The sequence below is a fragment of the Gemmatirosa kalamazoonensis genome, assembly GCF_000522985.1.
Taxonomy (GTDB): Bacteria; Gemmatimonadota; Gemmatimonadetes; order Gemmatimonadales; family Gemmatimonadaceae; genus Gemmatirosa; species Gemmatirosa kalamazoonensis.
In genome coordinates, this window is record NZ_CP007128.1 from 2,748,125 (window position 1) to 2,766,496 (window position 18,372).

Here is an 18,372-nt window from a genome sequence, read left to right on the forward strand (position 1 = left end):
GTCAGGAGTCGCGCAGCGAGCGCACGGGGTCGAGCCGCGCGGCAGCCGCGGCGGGGAGCGTGCTGGCGAGCGCCGCGGAGAGGACGAGCACCAGCGCGACGGCGACGTACGTCGCGGCGTCCGTCGGTGCGACGCCGAACAGGATCCCGGCGAGGTAGCGCGACAGCGCGAGCGACGCCGCGGTGCCTAACGCCACGCCCGCGCCGGCGAGCCGCACGCCACGTCCCACCACCCGGCCGAGGATCCTGCCGCGCCGCGCGCCGAGCGCGAGCCGCACGCCGATCTCGCGTGTCTGCTGGGCGACGCCGTAGGCGACGATGCCGTACACGCCGACGACGGCGAGCAGCAGCGCCGCGGCGCCGAACAGCGCGAACACCAGCGCGGTGAAGCGCGGCTGTGCGCCGGCGTCGGACACGAGGTCGGACAGCGGCTGCACGTCGGACACGGGGAGCGTGCGGTCGAGCGACCATACGGCGCGCCGCACCGCGTTCGCGACGGCGAGCGGCTCGCCGGGCGTGCGCACGAGCAGCCACGTCGAGGGCCACGCGACCTGCTGGTACGACAGATACCTCGTCTCGCGCGGATCGCCCTCGAGGGTCTGATCGCGGATGTCGCCGACGACGCCCACGACCGTCCACGGTTTGCCGCCGACCAGAATCTGCTTGCCGAGCGGGTCCTCGCCCGGCCACACGTGGTCGGCCATGCGGCGCGAGATCACGAGGACCGTCGGCCCGCCGTCGACGTCGGTCTCGTCGACGAGTCGCCCGCGCAGGAGCGGCACCCCGAGCGCGGCGAAGTATGCCGGCGTGACGCTGCGCCAGTCGGCCTGGAGGAACGTGCCCGGCGTCTGCGGCCGCCCGACGACGGTGTACTCGATGCTCGTGCCCCCGCCGCTGAACGGAGCGACGTTGGTCGTCCCGGCCACGGTCACGCCGGGCACGGCGCTCACGCGCCGCACGAGCTCTCGGCGGAACTCGGTGATGCGGGCCGGCGTCGGGTAGCGATCGTCGGGGAGTCGGATCGATGCCGCGAGGACGTGGCCACCCTGGAAGCCGGTGTCGACGCGCGCGAGCCGCACGAAGCTCGTGCCGATCAGCCCCGCGCCGACGAGCAGCAGCGTGGTCATCGCGACCGACGCGATGATGAGCGTGGCGCGGACGCGTCCGGCCGCCGCCACGCGTGCGCCGCTGCGCAGCAGGTCGTGGAGGTTCGCACGCGACGCCTGCACCGCGGGCACGAGCCCGAACAGCAGCCCGGTGAGCATCGAGGCGACCACGCCGAACGTGAGGACACGCCAGTCGACGCGCAGCCCGTCGAGGCGCGGCACCGCGTCGGCAGCCGTCGCGCGCAGGGCGGGCACCACCGCGAACGCGAGGCCGATGCCTAACGCCGCGCCGCCGAGCGCGAGGACGATGCTCTCCGTGAGGAGCTGACGCACGACGCGCCCACGGCCCGCGCCGAGCGCGGCACGCAGCGTCGTGTCGCGCTGCCGCACCGTGGCGCGGGCGAGCATGAGGTTGGCGACGTTCACGCACGCCATCAGCAGCAGCACGCCCACCGCGCCGAGCAGCACGAGCACGCGCGCGCGCAGGTCGGGCGCCACGAACCAGTCGGCGAAGCTCGCCAGCGTCACGCTCCAGTCGGCGTTCGACTTCGGGTACTCGCGCCCCAGCTCGAGCGCGATGCGGCGCATGTCGGCCGTCGCGCCGCCGAGCGTGACGCCGGGTGCGAGCCGCCCGACGACGCGCAACCGATGGTCGCCGCGCGACGTCGTCGGCGACGGCGCGAGCGGCAGCCACAGGTCGGTGCGCGCCGGGAAATCGAACGCTGCGGGCATGACGCCGACGATCGTGTACGGCGTGCCGTCGAGCATCAGCGGGCGCCCGACGGCGCCGCGGTCGCCGGCGAAGCGCCGCTGCCACAGTCCGTACGAGAGAATCGCGACGCGGCGCTCGCTCCCCGGCGCGCTCTCCTCGTCGGCGAAGCTCCGTCCGAGCAGCGGCGGCACGCCGAGCACGCGAAAGAGCGACGACGTGGCGGCCGCGCCGACGAGGCGCTCCGGCTCGCCGTCGCCGGAGACGCTGGGGGTCGTCACGGTGTACGCCGCGAGCTCGGCGAAGCTCCGCGTGCGGGCGCGCCAGTCCAGGTAGTTCGGCTGCGACACGCCGAAGCGCGGGTCGACGGGCGTGGCCTCCCACACGCGCACCAGTCCCTCGGGCTGGCGGAACGGCAGGGGGCGCAGGAGCACCGCGTCGACGATCCCGAACACCGTCGTCGACGTGCCGATGCCTAACGCGATGGTGAGCGCGGCGACGGCGGTGAACGCGGGGTTCGCGCGCAGGTGCCGCAGCGCGTAGCGGGTGTCCTGCCGCAGCTCGGCCAGCCAGTCGGTGAGGCGCATGGCGCGGTCTCTCTCCCTGCCTAACGCGCGGCAGGCGGCGGTGATCTCCGCCACGTCGCCGAAGCGGCGGAGCGCCGCCTCGCGCGCGGTGGCCGGGTCCATCCCCTCGGCGATCAGCTCCGCGACGCGCATCTCGAGGTGGAACGCGACCTCGGCGTCCACCTCGCGCTCGACGGGGACGCGCCAGATGCGGGCGCGGAGCTGTCGCGTGAAGCGGCCGAGCGGCGGCACGGCGCGTCCCTCAGTCGGCGTGGAGGATCTTGCCGACGGCCGCCGTGAACTCGTTCCACTGCGCGAGCTCCACGCGCAGCCGTGCACGCCCCGCCACGGTGAGCTTGTAGAGCTTCACCTCCCGGTTGTTCTCCGAGAGCCCCCACTCGGCGGCGATCCACCCCTTCTTCTCCATGCGGTAGAGGGCGGGGTAGAGCGCCCCCTCGCCGATGCGGAGCGCGTCGTCGGTGGTGGCCTGGATCCACCGCGCGATCGCGTAGCCGTGCCGCGGGCCCCACGAGAGCGTCTTGAGCACGAGCGTGTCGAGCGTGCCGTGCAGGAGCTCCGACGCGTCCGCCATGGGCGTACCTCGAGGATTGAGGCCTCAGTAGTCGAGGCATTATGCGGGCACGCGGGCAGGAGGGCAAGAGGGCAGGAGCGTCCGAACCTCTCCTGCCCTCCTGCCCTCGTGCGCTCGTGCCCTCTCGGTCTAGACCTTCCGGTACGTCACCCGCGCCGCCTCACGCCGATCGGCGGCCGTGTAGATCTCGAAGTCGGAGAAGAACGCCGGCGACTCCGTCTGCAGCAGACGGACGATCGCGACGGCGAGCCGACGGATCTCGAGCTCCGCGCCCTCGCTCGAGCGCATCTCGAGGATCGCGCGCCACGCGCGCACGTTCGCCGTGAAGACGATCTTCGTCTCCGTGCTGTTGGGCAGCACGCCGCGCGCGGCCTCGCGCGCCATCTTGCGGCGGTGGACCTTGTCGTCCACCCACTTGTAGCGGTCCATGAGCCGCTCGACGAGCGCGACGTACGAGGCCTGCGCGGCTTCCATCTGCGCGCGCCACGCCCCCTCGAGCTCCGCGTCGCCGACGATCGCCGGCGGCACCACGAAGTCGGCCACGCTCTCGTCCACGTAGCGCTGCGAGAGCTGGCTCATCGCCGTGCCGGCGCGGTGTCGCACGAGCTCGTGGGTGAGCGACCGGCTCACCCCCTCCAGCAGCAGCGAGTAGGTCGCGTGCTCGAGCACCGAGCCGTGCCCCTGCTTCTTGATGTTCTCCAGGTAGTCGGCGGTGGTGCGGCTCGCCGGGTTGCGCTGCGACATGTAGCACAACCGACCGGCGAACTCGGCGAGCCGCTCGCCGTGGGTGCTGTCGCCGAGCCACTGCACGGGAAGGTGCGACGGCTCGACGAACTGCGGTCGCGCGATGAGAGTGACCTTCGGCTCGGTGTAGAACATCGATGCGATGAGAGGGACGCGATGGCGTGGCGCGCGAAAGATATCAGCCCGCCATCCCGCCGCGGAGCAGCTCGAGCCGGAAGCGCGCGTACTCGCGGCGGTCGGCCACCCGGTCGAGCGCCGCGCGCGCGTCCGCGGGGAGCGGGGGCAGCGAGCGGTCGTACTTCACGTCGTCGATCGGCGCCTGCCCAGGAAGCGCGACCTTCACGCCCGGGTTCAGGATCCCCTGCGGATCGAACGCGCGCTTCACCGCGGCGAACAGTGCGAGCGCATCGGCGTCCCACACGCGGTCGAGCAGCGGCGTGCGCAGCCGGCCGTCGCCATGCTCCCCGGACAGCGTGCCGCCGAGTCGCGCGACGAGCGCGGTGACCTCGTCGAGCAGCGCCGCGACGCGCGCGCGCCAGTCGGGGTCGCGCAGGTCGACGAGCGGGTTCACGTGCACGTTCGCGTCGCCCGCGTGGCCGAAGATCACGCCGCGGATGCCCTGCCGCGCGAGCGCCGCACGCACGCCGCGCACGTAGTCGGGGAGCCGATCCGGTGGGACGGTGCCGTCCTCGATGAACTGCATGGACTTGAGCGACGGGTCGAGCCGCGAGAGGATGGGGCTTGCCGCGTGGCGCAGCGCCCACAGCGCGCGCTCGCCGGCCGCGTCGAGCGCCACCTGCACGTCGAGGGCGCCCGCCGCGCCTAACGCGTCGGCGAGCGCCCGCGCGGCGTCGCGCGCGCCGTCCACGCTCGCTCCCTCCAGCTCCACGAGAATCACCGACTCGGCGGCGTCGGGCACCGTGGGGAGCGCGTGCGCGTCGGCGTCGGTCGCGCCCGACGCGGCGACGTCGAGGAACGTGCGGTCGAGCAGCTCGCACGCGCTCGCCCCTGCGCCGCGCGCGAGCGCCGCGCCGGCCACCGCGCCCTCGAGCGTCGCGTACGCGGCGAGCACGCCGCTCGTCGCCGCCGGCGCCGGCGCGAGCGCGAGCTCCAGGCCCACGAACAGCGCCAGCGTTCCCTCGCTCCCGACGAGCAGGTCCACGAGGTCGCCGCTCGCGGCGTAGTCGGCGAGCGCGTACCCGCTCGACTCCTTGCGCACGGCGTGGCGCGGCACGTCGTTAGGCACGAGCGACGGCGCGACCTCGGCGAGAAATCGTCGCACCGGGGCCACGTCGGGCGGCGGCGCGCCGCGCCGCACCACGGCGCGCGAGCCGTCGGCGAACACGCAGTCCAGCGCGGCAACCCACCGCCGCGTCGCGCCGAAGCGCATCGTGCGCGCGCCGGCCGCGTTGGTCCCTGCCATCCCGCCTAACGTGCAGAACGGGCTGCTGGACGGATCGGGCGGGAACGTGAGGCCCACCGCACGCGCCGCCGCCTCGACGGCACCGCGCACCGCGCCGGGCCCCACCGACACGCGCCGCGCCGCGACGTCCACCGCCCCGATCGCCGCGAGCCGCGACAGGTCGACGACGACGCCCGCGCCCACGGCGCCCCCCGCCATGCCGCTCCCGGAGCCGCGCGGCACGAGCGGGGTGCCGGTCGTCGACGCCCACTGCACGAGCCGCTCGACGTCGGCCGCATCGCCCGGCACCGCGACCGCGGCCGGCACGCAGCGCGCGATGCCCGCGCCCTCGGCGTACACCGCGCGCGCCGGGAGGTCGTCGCGGAACGTGCCGCGGAAGTCGGCGGGAGGCGTCACGGTCGACACGCGCGAAATCTAGCGGAGGTCCTCGTGCGAGGTCCTCGCGCGCCCGTGGGGCGAGTATCTTTCGCGTCGGCCCGGCGCCCACTCGGGGACGCCGGGCCGCTGCGTTCCCGCCGCTCCCGCCGCTCCCACCGACATGCCGCTGCGCTCCTCGGGCTCCTCCGCGATCGCCGACGCGATCGTCCGGCGCGACGCCCGACGCTTCAGCGAGGCGATCCTCCCCCGGGTGTCGCGCACGTTCGCGCTCGGCATCCGCGTGCTGCCCGGCGCGCTCGGTCACGCCGTGCTCTCGGCCTACCTCGTCTGTCGCGTCGCCGACACCGTGGAGGACGCACCGGCGATGACGCCCGAGGAGAAGACGCCGCTGTTCGACGCGCTGCTGCGCTGCTTCGACGGGCCCGATGCGGCGGAATCGTTCCCGGCGCTCGCCGCCCGCGTCACCGGCGAGCCCGCGCACGTGGAGCTCGTCCGCCACGCCGACCTCGTGTTCGCGCACTTCCACGCGCTCCCGCCGCGCACGCGCGACGTCGTGAGGCGCTGGGTGACGGAGATGGTGCTCGGCATGCGGAAGTTCGTCGCGCGTTATCCCGACGGCATCCGCATCCGCACGATCGAGGAGTTCCGCGAGTACTGCTATTACGTCGCCGGCACGGTCGGGTATCTGCTCACCGATCTGTGGCACGAGCACGCGCCGTCGGTGGGGGCCGAGCGCTACGCGCGGCTGCGCGAGCGATGCCGGGCGTTCGCCGAGGCGCTGCAGACGGTGAACATCCTCAAGGACGTGGCGCACGACGCGCGCGTGGAGAACGCGATCTACGTCCCGGAGGAGCTGCTCCACGCGCACGGCAGCGCGCACGCCACGCTACTCGATCCGGCGCGCGAGCCGGCGAACCGCGCGGCGCTCGATCGCCTCGTCGCGCTCGCCGCGTCGGACCTCGACGAGGCGCGCGACTATCTGCTCCTGCTGCCGCGCCGCGCGTCGGCGATCCGGCTGTTCTGCCTGCTGCCGGTGCTGTTCGCGCAGGCCACGCTGCGCGAGCTCGCGCGCTCGTCGGCGATGCTGCGTCCCGGTGGCGGGGTGAAGATCTCGCGACGCGAGGTGCGCGCGCTGCTCGTCGCGTCGGTGCTGCTCGTGCGCAGCAACGCGGCCGTCCGCTGGCTGTTCGAGCGCGTTAGGCACGCCCCGTTCCCGCTGCGCGCCGCGGGACCGCGCAGCGCGTGAGACGCGACGGGGCGCCGGTGATCGGCGCCCCGTGTACGGTCAGATCTTCACCACGGCGGCGGCCCAGCCCGCGGGGTCCTTGTCCTCCTCGTGTAGCGTGTCGAGGTCCACCGCGATCCCCATCGCGTCGCGCTTGATCGAGTAGCGGTCCATGCCGCGCGTGGCGCGCCCCTCGATGAACGATCCGTCGGGCCGGTACTTCGACTTGTGCTTCGGGCACTGGAAGCGCTGGTCCGCCTCGAGCCACCGCAGCGCGGTGTTCTGGTGCGGGCACGAGAGCGCGAACGCGTACACCGCGTTCTGCCACCGGACGAGAATCACCTCGTTGTCGCGGTCGATCGACGCGCCGTCCTTCGCGGGAATGCCGTACATCCGCGCCGGCCCGCGCCGCGCGCGCGCGCGCGTGAACGCGAGCGGCGCGAGCGCGTCGGCGCGGCGCGCGCCGAGTCCGAGCAGCGCAGCGGCCACCGCGGCGGCCGACGTGCGGAGAAAGGCGCGGCGGTCGGGGTCGAGCGCGCAGCCGCCGCAGTCGGCGTGCTCGGTCGCGGCGTCGGTCGCGTGACCAGGAGCGTGATCGGGAGCGTGATCGGACATCTGAGGCGACAGGGGATCGGCGTGACGCTCGTCGTACCCGGCGGACGGCGAGGGGTTCGTCAGACGTTGGTGAGGGCGACGCCGGCGAGCATCGTCACGAGCCAGAGCGCGCCGCTCGCGAGCGCCGTCGTGCGCAGACGGCCCCAGCGCGCGAGGTCGCCGCCATCGCCATCCGACGCGCGGCGCAGCGCGGCCTCGGTGCGCGTCATGACGAGACCGTTCGCGAGCAGCAGCGCGACGAGCGCCATCTTCACCCAGAACACGATCGAGACGGCGAACGTCTCGACGTCGGTGAGGAACAGCGCGACGCCGCTCATGAACAGGATGACGAGCGAGACGATCACGACGCGGTGCGTGAGGCCGAGCTCCGCGAGCTGTCGCGCGCGCGTCGCCGCGTCGCCGCGCAGCGCACGTAGCGTCGCCCGATCGGCGGCGAGCGCGATGCCGCCGCCGATGACCAACGCCGCGACGTGCACGAACACCACCGCGGTCTCGAGCACCTTGGAGTCGGCGTACACGCTCTTCCACGGCTCCGCGACGCGGGTCAACGTCTCGACGACGGAAGCCAGCGCGGGCAACGCGAGCATGGGTCAGCGGTTCCGGATCTGGTTGATCCACATCATCACAGCACCCACCGTCGCCGGCGCCATCGATGCGAGCGCCACGTTGCGGTGCAGTCGCGCGTCGTCCACGCTGCCGCTGCGCGCGTTGCTCGCGACGAGCCCCGTCGCGGCGAAGCCGGCGTCGGAGGCGAGCATGAGGACCGCGTGCGCGACGCGCAGCTTGCGCCCCGCCTCCTGGTGGCGCGTCTCGTAGAGGTTCCAGACGCCGGTCACGGTGTTGATGGCGAACAGCGCCGCGACGCCGCCCGCCACCACCTGGTGCGCGGTGCGAGTGCTCGAGCCGACCGGGTTGTCGATCCCGCGCGCGAGGTCCTCGCGCGCGTTGAGCATCTTCTGGCCGAGGAGATATTCGGCCACGAACAGCGGCGGCATCGTGTAGCTCGCGACGCGGTGGATCGCGAGGCGCGTCGCGTATGCGTCGCTCACCTCCACGGCGCGGCGGCGCGGGCGCGGCTGGGCCGAGTCGTCGGCGGCGCGAAGCGGCGTCGCGGCGGCCGGCTGAGCGACCGGTCCGGCGGCCGTGGGCGCCGACGCGGGCGCCGTGTCGGGCGACACGCGCGGGAGGTCGGACGCGCTCGTCGGCGCCTGCGCGCTCGCCGCGACGGCGGCGGCCGTGAGGAGGCCTAGCAATGTCACCAGCGGCTCCGTGGGAGAAGTGAGTTCGGCGGCCGGCATGGAACGCTCCGTCCGGCAACCATGCACGTACGTCTCTCCCTGGAAACACGCTGGGTGCGCGCATCCCTGAAGCCGGAGAGAGATCCGACGCCCTTCGTCCGGCGGAGTCGGCGCGACGGCGGACCTTTATTTCGGCCCCTCGTCCGCCGCGGGGTCAGCGCAGGGCGCGCCGCATCTCGTGCAGCACGTCGAGCAGCGGGGCGCCGCGCCCCGGCCCGAGCTCGCCGCGCTCGAGCTGGTCGAGCACGTGCTCGAGCGCCATCTGCACCCGTTCGGCCCGGGTGCGGTGGCCGCGGGCGAGCGCCCAGCCCACGCCGGCGCCGGCGAGCAGCGGCAGGGCGGCGATCGGCACGACCACGGCGAGCAGCGCGTGGGCGACGACGCCGACGCCGATCATGCCGGCCCCGGCGAGCGCGCCGCCCGTCGCCGCGACGCTGCCCGCCGTCAGCCGCTGCCGGCGGCCCCCGCTCAGGTCCGCGTCGAGCCGCACCAGCGTCTGCCCCTCGCCGGCGTCGGTCATCGTGAGCGCGAGCGCGGAGAGGCCGCGGAGGATGCGGGCCTCGTTGCCGCTCAGCCCGCGCTTGAGGTTTCCCACGAAGTCGCTCCGCGGCTCCCACAGCGTGCGCTCGCCGACGCGCCGCAGCACGCGGAGACACGCCTCGCGCTCCAGCCACGGCTCGAGCGTGCCGGCCACCTGCGCCGGCGCCCCGCGGACGATGCGCGCGGCGGAAACCGTCCCCGGTCCGGCGATGCGCGCCGCGAGCCCGTGCTCCTCCGGCAGCACGACGCGTGTCCGCTCCTCGGCGATGGCGCGACGCACGAGGTCGGGGGCGATCCCGGCCTCGCGCGCGACCTCGAGGACCTGCGCCTCGGTCAGCGCGCCGGTCTCCGGCGCCTCCGCCCCGGCGCCCTGCAGCTCGGCGGCGCGCGCGAGCACCCGCTCGACGGCGGCGCGATCGAGTGCGGGGCGGGCGGGGAGGGGCGGGCGGGGGTCGTTGGGCATGGCTGAAATGTAAGACGAGGCGGCGCTGAAACCTCGGCGCTGATACCCCGGCGCTCGTACGGCGGCACTGATGACGCGCGGCTTCAGCGCCGCCGTTTCAGCGCCGCCGTTTCAGACCCGCCTCACCAGCGCCGCCCCATCAGATCCCACCCAACACCACGTCGATCTGCTTCGCGAGCGCATCCGCGATCGGCTGCGGCAGCGGAAACGCCGCCGTCAGCGCCGCCACCGGGTCCCCGCCTGCCGACGCCCCCGCCGTCGCGAGGTAGTACCGCGCGTAGCCCGCGGCGAGGTCCGGTGCCGTCTTCTGGAGCAGCATCAGGCCGCCGCGCACCTGCGCCGCGCTCACGTAGCGGTCGGCGAGTCCGGCGCGCTGATCGGCCGGCGACACGTTGTCCGTCACGATCGGGCCGGCGGTCGACCCGACGAACTCGTGCACCGCCGTGTACAGCGCCTCCGCGGCGGCTGCCGGCGACGACGGGAAGCTCACCGCGACCAGATTGCTGTTCGGCCCACCGCTCTGCGTCCGCCCCTCGCCGCCTAACGGAAGCGACGGCACGATCTCGCCGCCGCGCTGCTGGGTGTTCAGCAGGAATCGCTGCACGCGCGGGCCGAGTCGATCCCACTCCGACCGGATCGCGGCGAGCGTCGCCGCGCGGTCGCGCTGCTGCGCCGCCCAGTAGTCGCGATAGAAGCGCGCGTACTCGTCGTCGAGCGCGCCGGCGAAGACGCGCAGCCACTCGCGGTCCGCCGGCGTGCGGAACACGTTCGCGAGGATGGCGATCGCGCGCGCCGTCTCCTGATCGCCGGCGCGCTGCGGGTTGCCGCCGCTCTGCACCACGTAGTCGACGGCGCGGCGCAGCGTGTCCCACGACTCGAACGCGAACGGGACGAACTGGGCGTCGAGCGGAAGCGACGGGTTCACGCCGAAGCGCTCGCGCAACCGGTCGCGCTCCGCGTCGAGACGCGTCGTGACGCCCGCGCGCGTGCGCGTCGCGCGCATCTCGTCGCGATAGCCGCGTCGGAACAGCGGCACGCGCGCCGTGTCGTCCATGAGCATCGCGAGGCCGTGCAGCCACAGGTCCACGTGCTCGCGTGGACGCACGGTCCACGTCAGTCCCTGCGGCGCCGCGCTCGACGCCGGCACCGGCAGGGGAGTCGTCGTGCTCGCGGGCGGTGCGCCGGCGCTCGACGAGCATCCGAACAGTACGAGGGCGCCTAACGCGGCGAGGGTGCGGGCCGCGCGGCGTCCGGTACGCGGCATCTCGGTGGCGACGATCGACATGGCGAGTTCGAGAGCGGTTCGGTCACGGGCGGCGCGGCGCGGGGGGCGGCGGCGGCACGGTCGGCCGTCGCACGGGCGCCCGGGCAGCCGCGCCGGCGACGGGAGCATCCGCATTCACCGCGCCGGCAGCCGCGTCGGGCGGAGGAGGCACCGTCGGTCGCGGCACGGTGGTCGGCGCGGGTGCCTTCGGTGCCGGCACGCCGGCGTGCGCCGTGTCCGGCGTCGTTCCCGGCTGCGACAGCGTCCGCACGTACGCCGCGAGACGTCGCACGTCCTCCGCCGACAGCTGCCCCGCGTACGACGGCATCGCGACCCGATAGCTCGGCGACGGTGGCGCCCCGCGGGTGATCACCTGCGCGATCGCGGCCACCGATCCATCGGTGAGCCGTCCGGGGATGAGCCGCAGGCTGGGGCCGAGCCCCGGCGCGCCCTCGCCGATCGGACCGTGGCAGCCGACGCAGCGCCCCGTGCCGTGGTACACCGCGTCTCCGGCCACGCTGTCCGCGACCGTGACGACGTCGGTCGGCGTGCTGTCGATCGCGGCGGGCGCCGGCATCGGCGCGGTATCGAGCGCCGGGGCGTCCGACGCGCCGACGTGCGGCGCCACGCTCGACGCGAGCGTGCTGTCGTCCGGCAGCCGATCCGCGCCGCGTCGCCCGAACAGCGCGTCGGGCCCGGGCAGGAAGCCGAGGTACAGCGCGAGCCCGGCGCTCGCCGCCGCGACGATGCCGAGGAACGCGAGCGCGATCGGGACGGCGCGGCTCCGCTTTCGTCCGCGCCTGGGGCGCCCACCGCTGCCGCGTGACCCACCGGACGCCGCGCGCCGCGGAGGGCTCATCGCGCGCCGGTGCCGAGCGCCGCGTCGTCCATCGCCCGTCCGCAGGTGATGCAGTAGTGCCACCCGACCTCGAGCTCCGTGCTGCACGCCGGGCAGTGCCTAACGGTCACGTTCTGGCCGCAGTGCGGGCAGTACGTCACCGGCCGTCCTTCGGGGAGCGCCTGGCCGCAGTAGCGGCACGGGCCTCCGATCGCCGTCGGGCCGGGGCGCGTCTCGTGCGACGACGGCGCGGGGATGTCACGCAGTGGCGCGGTCGCCGGCGGCGGCGTCTCCGGCATCGCGCCGGCGGGCGGCCACGATGCGTCGAGCTTCGGCGAGTCGAGCTTCAGCGAGTCGAGCGTCGGCGCCTCGAGCATCGGCGCCTCGAGCGTCGCCGTCTCGTCGCGCGGCGCATCGGCGCGCGGCGCATCGGCGCGCGGTGCCTCCGCGGTCGCGCCGGTCGTCGTCGCGCTGCCCGTCGTGCCGTTGGTCAGCGCGACCGTCGCGAGCGCGTGATCGCGCAGCACGGCGGCGTCGGGCTCCGGCGACGCGAGCGCGCGGCGGAACGCGTCCGCCACCGTCGGCTCGACGCGCAGGTAGCCTCGCTCCCCCGAGGCGAGGCGCATGAGCGCGAGCTCGTACTGTCGGGCCGACTCGAACCGCAGCGACGGACGGTTCGTGCGATACGGCACGAGGTGCTCCTGGATGTCGCCGAGCCGGAACGTGCGCTCCAGGAGGTGAGGGAAGCCGTCGCGGACGTTCGCGACGAGGCGTTCGTGGAGGCGATCGAGGTCGTCCATGCGCGATCCGGTGGTGACGGAGCCGCGCGGGTCGGGCGCGGCGTTATGGGCCTACGCTGTCGGTCCTGTCGTCGATGGTCGATCGATACTTCCCGCGCGCCGCCGCCCCGGCGCGGTCCAGCACGCGCTCGACGATCGTCTTGTCGTGCCTTCTCGCGTCCTTGTACCCGTAGCCGTAACCGATGGCGACGCCGACCGCGAGAATGAGCAGAGTCTTGACCATTGGTGTCCAGGAATGGGGGAAAGCCGCGGCGGCCCGCCGTTGGGCCACCTCCACGTCCCTGAACGACGCTCTGCCGGCAGGCCCGGCAACGCCGGCGTGACCCGCATCACCGGCCGCCGAACGCCACCGCCGCTGGCGGGAACGGATCGACGACTCCGCGCAACGCCCCCTTCGCCTGTTGCGTCGACACCCATGCCTCGAACCCCGACGGCACGAGGCCGCGCGACGCCGTGCGCTCCGCCGCCGCGCGCGTCGCGAGGAAGTTCGCGTACTCGTTCTGCGGATGCCCGTTGTGCCCGCGCACCCACCGCCACGCGCATTGATGCGCCTCGACTTCCGCGACGGCCTCCTGCCACAGCTCGAGGTTCTCGATCGGACCCGTCTTCCGCGTCCAGTTGCGCTTCATCCACGACGGCACCCACTGCGTCATGCCGTCGACGATGTACTTCGAGTCGCTCGTGAACACGACGCTGAACGTGTTGCCCTTGCGCGACAGTCCGCGGAACGCCTCGATCACCGAGCGCAGGGCCATGCGGTTGTTCGTCGTGTCCGGCTCGCTGATCCAGTAGTCCCAGCGCAGGATCTCGCCGGTGCGCGGGTGCTTCCACTCGACGAGCCCTCCCGCACCGCCCGGCGTCGCGCCGGCCCGACCGTTGCCGAGGCACGACTCGTCGGCGTACACCGCGACGAGCGGATGTGCCGCACCGCTCACTCCACCACCTCGAACCGCTCGATCTCGTCGATGTAGATGTCGAGGCGGTCGCCGGTGGTTGGATGGGTCGCCTCGATGATCTCGCGGCCCCCGGTGAGCCGCAGTCGTCGCGGCACGACGACGACCTCGCGCTTGCCCGAGCGAAGCACCGAGATGCGCTTGCCGTCGACGACCGCGCGCTCCAGCGCGTCGTACTGCTTCGTGGTGAAGATGCTCATGCGCGAAAGCTAACACCACCGTGCGACGAGTTCCGCCAGCGCGGCGGTCGCGCGCTCGATCTCGTCGACGGGAACGTACTCGGTGTCGGCGTGCGCGAGCGCGATGTCGCCCGGGCCGAAGCACACCGCCGGGATCCCCGCGCCGTTCAGCAGCGCCGCGTCGGTCCACGCGCTCATCCCCTCGAGCGGCGTCGGCGGCTCGCCCACCGCGCCTAACGCGTCGACGAGCGCCCGCACGATCGGGGCGCCGGCCGCGACGTCGCTCGGCGGCTGCTCGAGATCGAGCGTCACGTCGGCGTCGAACGACGGGCGCCGCGCGCGTACGCGCTCGCACGCGGCGCGCACCTCGTGCAGCGGCGCGTCGGCCGACTCACCCGGAATCGTGCGCCGCTCCAGTCGCAGGACGCAGCGGTCGGGATACGTCGACAGCCCGCTCCCGCCGCCGATCAGCGACGCGTGCAGCGACGGCCGGCCGAGCAGCGGATGCGCCGTGCGGCGCGGCAGCTCCTCGGCGTCGAGCGCATCGAGCTCCGCGAGCAGCAGCCCCGCGTGGCGGATCGCGTCGACGCCGAGCTCCCAGCGGCTGCCGTGCGCCGCGTGGCCGCGCACGGTGACGGTGAGCCACGCGAATCCCTTGTGCGCGGGCATGACGCGCAGCCGCGTCGGCTCCGTGACGATCGCCGCGTCCGCGCGCACGCCGCTCTCCACGAGCGCGCGCGTGCCGAGGCTTCCGTATTCCTCGTCGGCGACCGCGGTCACGATCACCTCGCCGCGCAGCGCGCCGGCGTCGCGCGCGCGCACCGCCGCGGCGCACATCGCGGCGATCCCTCCCTTCATGTCCGCCGACCCGCGTCCCCACAGCCGCCCGTCGCGCGCCTCGCCGTCGAACGGTGCGTGCGTCATCCCGTCGGTTCCCACGACGTCGAGATGACCGTTCAGCAGCAGCGACCGTCCGCGCGCGACGCCGATCGGCGGCGCGAGCCGCGCGATCACGTTAGGCCGCCTGGGCGCCGCGTCGACCACCTCGACCGCGAAGCCCCATGCGCGCAGCACGTCCGCGAGCACGCGCGCGCACTCGCGCTCGCCCGGCGCGCCGGGGACGAGCGTCGGGTTGCGCGAGTCCACGCGCACGAGGGCCGCCGTTAGGCCGAGCGAATCGCCGGGTGCGATCGTCATGCGCTCACCGCGACTCGACGGTGACGCCGGCGCGGTCCACGGCGATCTCCACGAGGTCGCCGAGCGCCGCGACGGCGGCGCGCACCGCCTCCTCGCGCCCGTCCGCCGCGAGCGCCAGCACGCAGCCGCCGCCCGATGCGCCGAGCGCCTTCGCGCCGAGCGCGCCCGCCGCGTGTGCGCGCGCGATCACCTCGTCGATGCGCGCCGTCGGGATCCGGGGATGCAGCACGCGCTGGTGCGTCCAGTGCTCGGCCAGCAGTCGGCCGACGTCGTCCACGCGCGCCGCGACGAGCGCGTCCGCAATCTCGGCCGCGATCGCCTTCATGCGCGCGAGCGCAGACACCACGCGCGGCTCGCCCGACTGGTACGCGCCCAGCACGCCCGTGATCGTCTCGCCGGAGATGCGCGACTCGCCCGTGTAGACGACCACGCTCCGTCGCGCCATCGCGTCCAGCGTCGCGTCGGACACCGGCAGTCGCGTCACGCGCGTCGTGCCGCCCGCGTCGAAGTCGAGACGCAGCGCGCCGCCGAACGCGGCGGCGTAGTGGTCCTGCCGGCCGCCGGGGATCCCCGCGTCCTCCACCTCCACCGCGCGGCTCCATTCGGCCAGCGCCGCGCGCCGCGCGTCGTCGAGCGCATCGGCCGGCAGCTCGCCGCGCCACGAGGCGAGCGCCGCCGCCAGCGCGACCCCGGCCGCCGACGAGCCGCCGAGCCCCGCGCTGACCGGGAAGTCGCTCCACACGTCGACCGCGACGTCGCGTACGCCCGCGCGGTGCAGTGCGGCCGTCGCGAGCCCGGGCCGGCGCTCGTGCCGCCCCGTCGCGCGGAACGCGGTCGCGTCGTCGTCGCCGATGCGCACGGTCGCGTACCGGGCGATCGCGAGGTTGCACACGCACCCGCCGATCTCGTCGTGGTACGGCGGCACGTCGGTCCAGCCGCCGGCGAAGTCGAGTCGCGCGGGCGCGCGGGCCACCACGGTGCGCGTGCCCGCGCGCGGCGGAATGCTGGATGCGGCGTGCATGATGGAGGTCGGGAGGCTGCGTAATCTTAGCGCACGAGCGGACTGCTGCGTGGGCGCGCCGCGGCATGCAGAGTGTGATCTCGGGCACGTTCGTTGCCCGCCACGCGGATGATGCCCGACACGTCCCAGTATCTCGCCGGCCGCACGCTCATCCTCGTCTCGAATCGAGAGCCGTACGAGCACTTCCACGAGGAAGGCGCCGCCGGAGACGACGTGAAGGTGCGGCGTCCTCCGGGCGGTCTCGTCTCGGCGCTCGATCCCACCATGCGCTGCACGCACGGAACGTGGGTCGCGTGGGGTTCCGGCAGCGCCGACCGTGAGACGGCGGACGAGACCGGACGCCTGCAGGTGCCGCCCGAGAGCCCGGCCTACACGCTGCGCCGCGTCTGGCTCGACGACGCCGACGTCGACGGCTACTACCTCGGCTTCGCGAACAGCGCGCTCTGGCCGCTGTGCCACATGCTCCTGCAGCACTACGACATGCGTCAGGAGTACTGGGACCGATACGTCGCCGTGAACGAGCGCTTCGCCGATGCTGCCGCCGAGGAAGCGCGGCGCGCGCCGAAGGCGCCCGTCGTGTGGGTGCAGGACTATCACTTCGCGCTCGTGCCGTCGCTGCTGCGCCAGCGGCTCGCCGGCGAGCGGCGGCCGACGTTCATCCACCAGTTCTGGCACATCCCGTTTCCACCGCCGGACATCCTGCGGCTGCTGCCGACCGCGGCGTACACCGGCGTCATGCGCGGGCTACTCGGCAACGACCTGATCGAGTTCCACACCGACCGGTACGCGCAGAACTTCCTCGATTGCGTCGACGAGTTCGTCCCCGAGTCGCGCGTGCACCGCGACGGGAAGCGCGTCCGACTCGGCGACCGCGACGTCAGCCTCGGCGTCTTCCCGATCAGCATCGACGTCGAGCAGTACGAGTCGCTCGCGCGCGGCCCGGATGGCGCGCAGAAGGCCGCCGAGCTGCGCGAGAAGTACGTGGCCGACGGTGGCTCTCTCGGCGTGTCGGTGGACCGCGTCGACTACACGAAGGGGATCCCGGAACGTCTGCGCGCGCTCGACCAGCTGTGGACCGAGGCGCCGGAGCTGCGGCGCAAGCTCACGTTCGTCGTCGTCGCCACACCGTCGCGCTCGGAGCTGCGCTCGTACAAGACGCTCGAGGAGGAGGTCGTCGCCGGCGTGAAGGCGATCAACGACAAGTTCGGCGAGGACGGGTGGACGCCGATCGTGCTGATCAACGAGAACGTCGACGCCGCCGGCCTCGCCAGCATCTATCGCGCGGGCGACGTGTGCCTCGTGTCGTCGCTCCAGGACGGGATGAACCTCGTCGCGAAGGAGTACATCGCCTGCAACGTCGACGAGCAGGGCGTGCTCGTGCTGAGCCGCTTCACCGGCGCGGCGGCGGAGATCGACGACGCGATCCTCATCAACCCGTTCAATGTCGACGGCGTCGTGGCCGGGCTGCGTCGTGCGGTGACGATGCCGCCGGAGGAGCGCCGCGCCCGCATGCAGCGTATGCGGCGTCAGCTTCACCGCGCGACGATCTTCGACTGGCTCGAGGCGATCCTCGCGCGCGTCGACGAGCTGGCGTCGTCGGCGACGGAGCTGCGCCCGGCCGCCGCGGAGCGCTCGACGCAGATGTCGGCCGAGCCCTCGGCGGCCTGAGCGCGCCCGTGGCCCGTCCGCCGAGCGCCGACGACCTCGCTGCGCTCGCCGACGCGTCGCCGCTCGTCGTGCTGCTCGACATCGACGGCACGCTGGCGCCGATCGCGCCGCGCCCCGAGGACGCGCGCGTGCCGGCCGAGACGCGGGCCGCGCTGCGTCGCCTCGCGACACGCCGCGACACCGTGGTGGCGATCCTCACCGGCCGCGTCGCGTCCGACGCGCGCGGCATGGTGGACGCCGACGGCATGCTCGTCGTCGGCAACCACGGCGCCGAACGCATCGAGCCCGACGGGAGCGTGCGCGTGGACGAGGCGGTCGCGCCCTTCGAGGCGGCGCTCGCGCGCGCCGCGGCCGAGCTCACCGAGCGGCTGGCGCCGATCCCGGGCGTGCTCGTCGAGTTCAAGCGGTGGAGCCTCGCCGTGCACTACCGGCTCGCCGATCACGCGCGGCTCCCCCACATCACGTCCGTCGTCTCCGAGGTCGCGTCACGCGAGGGGCTGCGGCGTGGGGAGGGGAAGGAGGTGTTCGAGCTTCGCCCGCCTGCGGACGTGAACAAGGGCACGGCGGCGCTCGCGCTGCTCCGCCGGTTCGGCGCACCCGCGTCCGGCCGCGGCGTGCTGTTCGCCGGTGACGACGTCACCGACGAGGACGCGTTCCGGCGGCTCGCCGCGGAAGCGCCGGAGGCGTTCACCGTGCGGGTGGGGCCACCGGACGCGGAAACGGCGGCCAGGTTCGTCGTGGACGACCCGGCCGCCGTTCGCGTGCTGCTCGAGCGACTCGCGTCGCTCGGCTGA

19 protein-coding genes are annotated in these 18,372 nt (G+C 74.1%); 3 read left to right on the top strand and 16 right to left on the bottom strand.

Going from position 1 to position 18,372, the window contains the following annotated elements:
- Nucleotide 1 precedes the first annotated feature (1 nt).
- The 4 genes from J421_RS11775 to J421_RS11790 form a co-directional block, all read right to left on the bottom strand.
- Nucleotides 2-2,632: an ABC transporter permease gene (locus J421_RS11775; protein WP_025411375.1), complete on the bottom strand. Its 2,631-nt coding sequence runs from the start codon at nt 2,630-2,632 to the stop codon at nt 2-4.
- 10 nt (nt 2,633-2,642) lie between these two features.
- On the bottom strand, nt 2,643-2,972 hold the full coding sequence (locus J421_RS11780; RefSeq protein ID WP_025411376.1) for a PadR family transcriptional regulator: 330 nt from the start codon (nt 2,970-2,972) through the stop codon (nt 2,643-2,645).
- Nucleotides 2,973-3,101: 129 nt separating this feature from the next.
- Entirely contained in the window at nt 3,102-3,851 is a 750-nt protein-coding gene (thyX, locus tag J421_RS11785) for an FAD-dependent thymidylate synthase (RefSeq protein WP_025411377.1), read from the bottom strand.
- Nucleotides 3,852-3,894: 43 nt separating this feature from the next.
- The gene (locus tag J421_RS11790; protein WP_025411378.1) at nt 3,895-5,544 is read right to left on the bottom strand and encodes an FAD-binding oxidoreductase; all 1,650 of its coding nucleotides are present in this window, start codon (nt 5,542-5,544) and stop codon (nt 3,895-3,897) included.
- Nucleotides 5,545-5,677: 133 nt separating this feature from the next.
- Here J421_RS11790 and J421_RS11795 point away from each other — a divergent pair, with 133 nt between their 5' ends.
- The gene (locus J421_RS11795) at nt 5,678-6,763 is read left to right on the top strand and encodes a phytoene/squalene synthase family protein (RefSeq protein WP_025411379.1); all 1,086 of its coding nucleotides are present in this window, start codon (nt 5,678-5,680) and stop codon (nt 6,761-6,763) included.
- A 39-nt stretch (nt 6,764-6,802) separates the two neighbouring features.
- Here the strand turns inward: J421_RS11795 and J421_RS11800 are convergent, their stop codons facing one another.
- The 12 genes from J421_RS11800 to J421_RS11850 all read right to left on the bottom strand — a co-directional run bounded on the left by J421_RS11800 (nt 6,803) and on the right by J421_RS11850 (nt 15,910).
- Nucleotides 6,803-7,357 carry a QcrA and Rieske domain-containing protein gene (locus J421_RS11800; protein ID WP_025411380.1) on the bottom strand — a complete coding sequence of 185 codons (555 nt, stop codon included), beginning with the start codon at nt 7,355-7,357 and terminating at the stop codon, nt 6,803-6,805.
- A 59-nt stretch (nt 7,358-7,416) separates the two neighbouring features.
- The gene (locus tag J421_RS11805) at nt 7,417-7,944 is read right to left on the bottom strand and encodes a hypothetical protein (RefSeq protein ID WP_025411381.1); all 528 of its coding nucleotides are present in this window, start codon (nt 7,942-7,944) and stop codon (nt 7,417-7,419) included.
- Between the two features lie 3 nt (nt 7,945-7,947).
- A complete protein-coding gene (locus J421_RS32730) occupies nt 7,948-8,616 on the bottom strand; it encodes a hypothetical protein (protein WP_158508756.1) in 669 nt (222 codons plus the stop codon).
- A gap of 193 nt (nt 8,617-8,809) precedes the next feature.
- Nucleotides 8,810-9,658, bottom strand: coding sequence for a hypothetical protein (locus J421_RS11815; RefSeq protein ID WP_025411383.1), 849 nt, complete (start codon nt 9,656-9,658; stop codon nt 8,810-8,812).
- Nucleotides 9,659-9,797: 139 nt separating this feature from the next.
- Nucleotides 9,798-10,943 carry a hypothetical protein gene (locus J421_RS11820; protein WP_148306275.1) on the bottom strand — a complete coding sequence of 382 codons (1,146 nt, stop codon included), beginning with the start codon at nt 10,941-10,943 and terminating at the stop codon, nt 9,798-9,800.
- Nucleotides 10,944-10,965: 22 nt separating this feature from the next.
- Nucleotides 10,966-11,781, bottom strand: a complete 816-nt coding sequence (locus tag J421_RS11825; protein ID WP_025411385.1) for a c-type cytochrome — start codon at nt 11,779-11,781, stop codon at nt 10,966-10,968.
- On the bottom strand, nt 11,778-12,560 hold the full coding sequence (locus J421_RS11830) for a zinc ribbon domain-containing protein (protein WP_025411386.1): 783 nt from the start codon (nt 12,558-12,560) through the stop codon (nt 11,778-11,780). Before J421_RS11830 ends, J421_RS11825 begins: the two co-directional genes overlap by 4 nt.
- A 43-nt stretch (nt 12,561-12,603) precedes the next feature.
- Nucleotides 12,604-12,783 (bottom strand): hypothetical protein, encoded by a 180-nt coding sequence (locus tag J421_RS11835; protein ID WP_025411387.1) that lies wholly within the window; start codon nt 12,781-12,783, stop codon nt 12,604-12,606.
- A gap of 106 nt (nt 12,784-12,889) precedes the next feature.
- Nucleotides 12,890-13,495 (bottom strand): ribonuclease H family protein, encoded by a 606-nt coding sequence (locus J421_RS32735; protein ID WP_025411388.1) that lies wholly within the window; start codon nt 13,493-13,495, stop codon nt 12,890-12,892.
- Nucleotides 13,492-13,713, bottom strand: a complete 222-nt coding sequence (locus tag J421_RS32740) for a hypothetical protein (RefSeq protein ID WP_025411389.1) — start codon at nt 13,711-13,713, stop codon at nt 13,492-13,494. The genes J421_RS32735 and J421_RS32740 overlap by 4 nt, the downstream gene beginning before the upstream one ends.
- Nucleotides 13,714-13,722: 9 nt before the next feature.
- Complete coding sequence (locus J421_RS11845) at nt 13,723-14,889, bottom strand: ArgE/DapE family deacylase (RefSeq protein WP_025411390.1); 1,167 nt, start codon at nt 14,887-14,889, stop codon at nt 13,723-13,725.
- Between the two features lie 4 nt (nt 14,890-14,893).
- Nucleotides 14,894-15,910 carry a GHMP family kinase ATP-binding protein gene (locus J421_RS11850; protein ID WP_025411391.1) on the bottom strand — a complete coding sequence of 339 codons (1,017 nt, stop codon included), beginning with the start codon at nt 15,908-15,910 and terminating at the stop codon, nt 14,894-14,896.
- A 111-nt stretch (nt 15,911-16,021) separates the two neighbouring features.
- Here J421_RS11850 and J421_RS11855 point away from each other — a divergent pair, with 111 nt between their 5' ends.
- Nucleotides 16,022-17,578, top strand: a complete 1,557-nt coding sequence (locus tag J421_RS11855; protein WP_158508758.1) for an alpha,alpha-trehalose-phosphate synthase (UDP-forming) — start codon at nt 16,022-16,024, stop codon at nt 17,576-17,578.
- 8 nt (nt 17,579-17,586) lie between these two features.
- On the top strand, nt 17,587-18,372 hold the full coding sequence (otsB, locus tag J421_RS11860; protein ID WP_025411393.1) for a trehalose-phosphatase: 786 nt from the start codon (nt 17,587-17,589) through the stop codon (nt 18,370-18,372).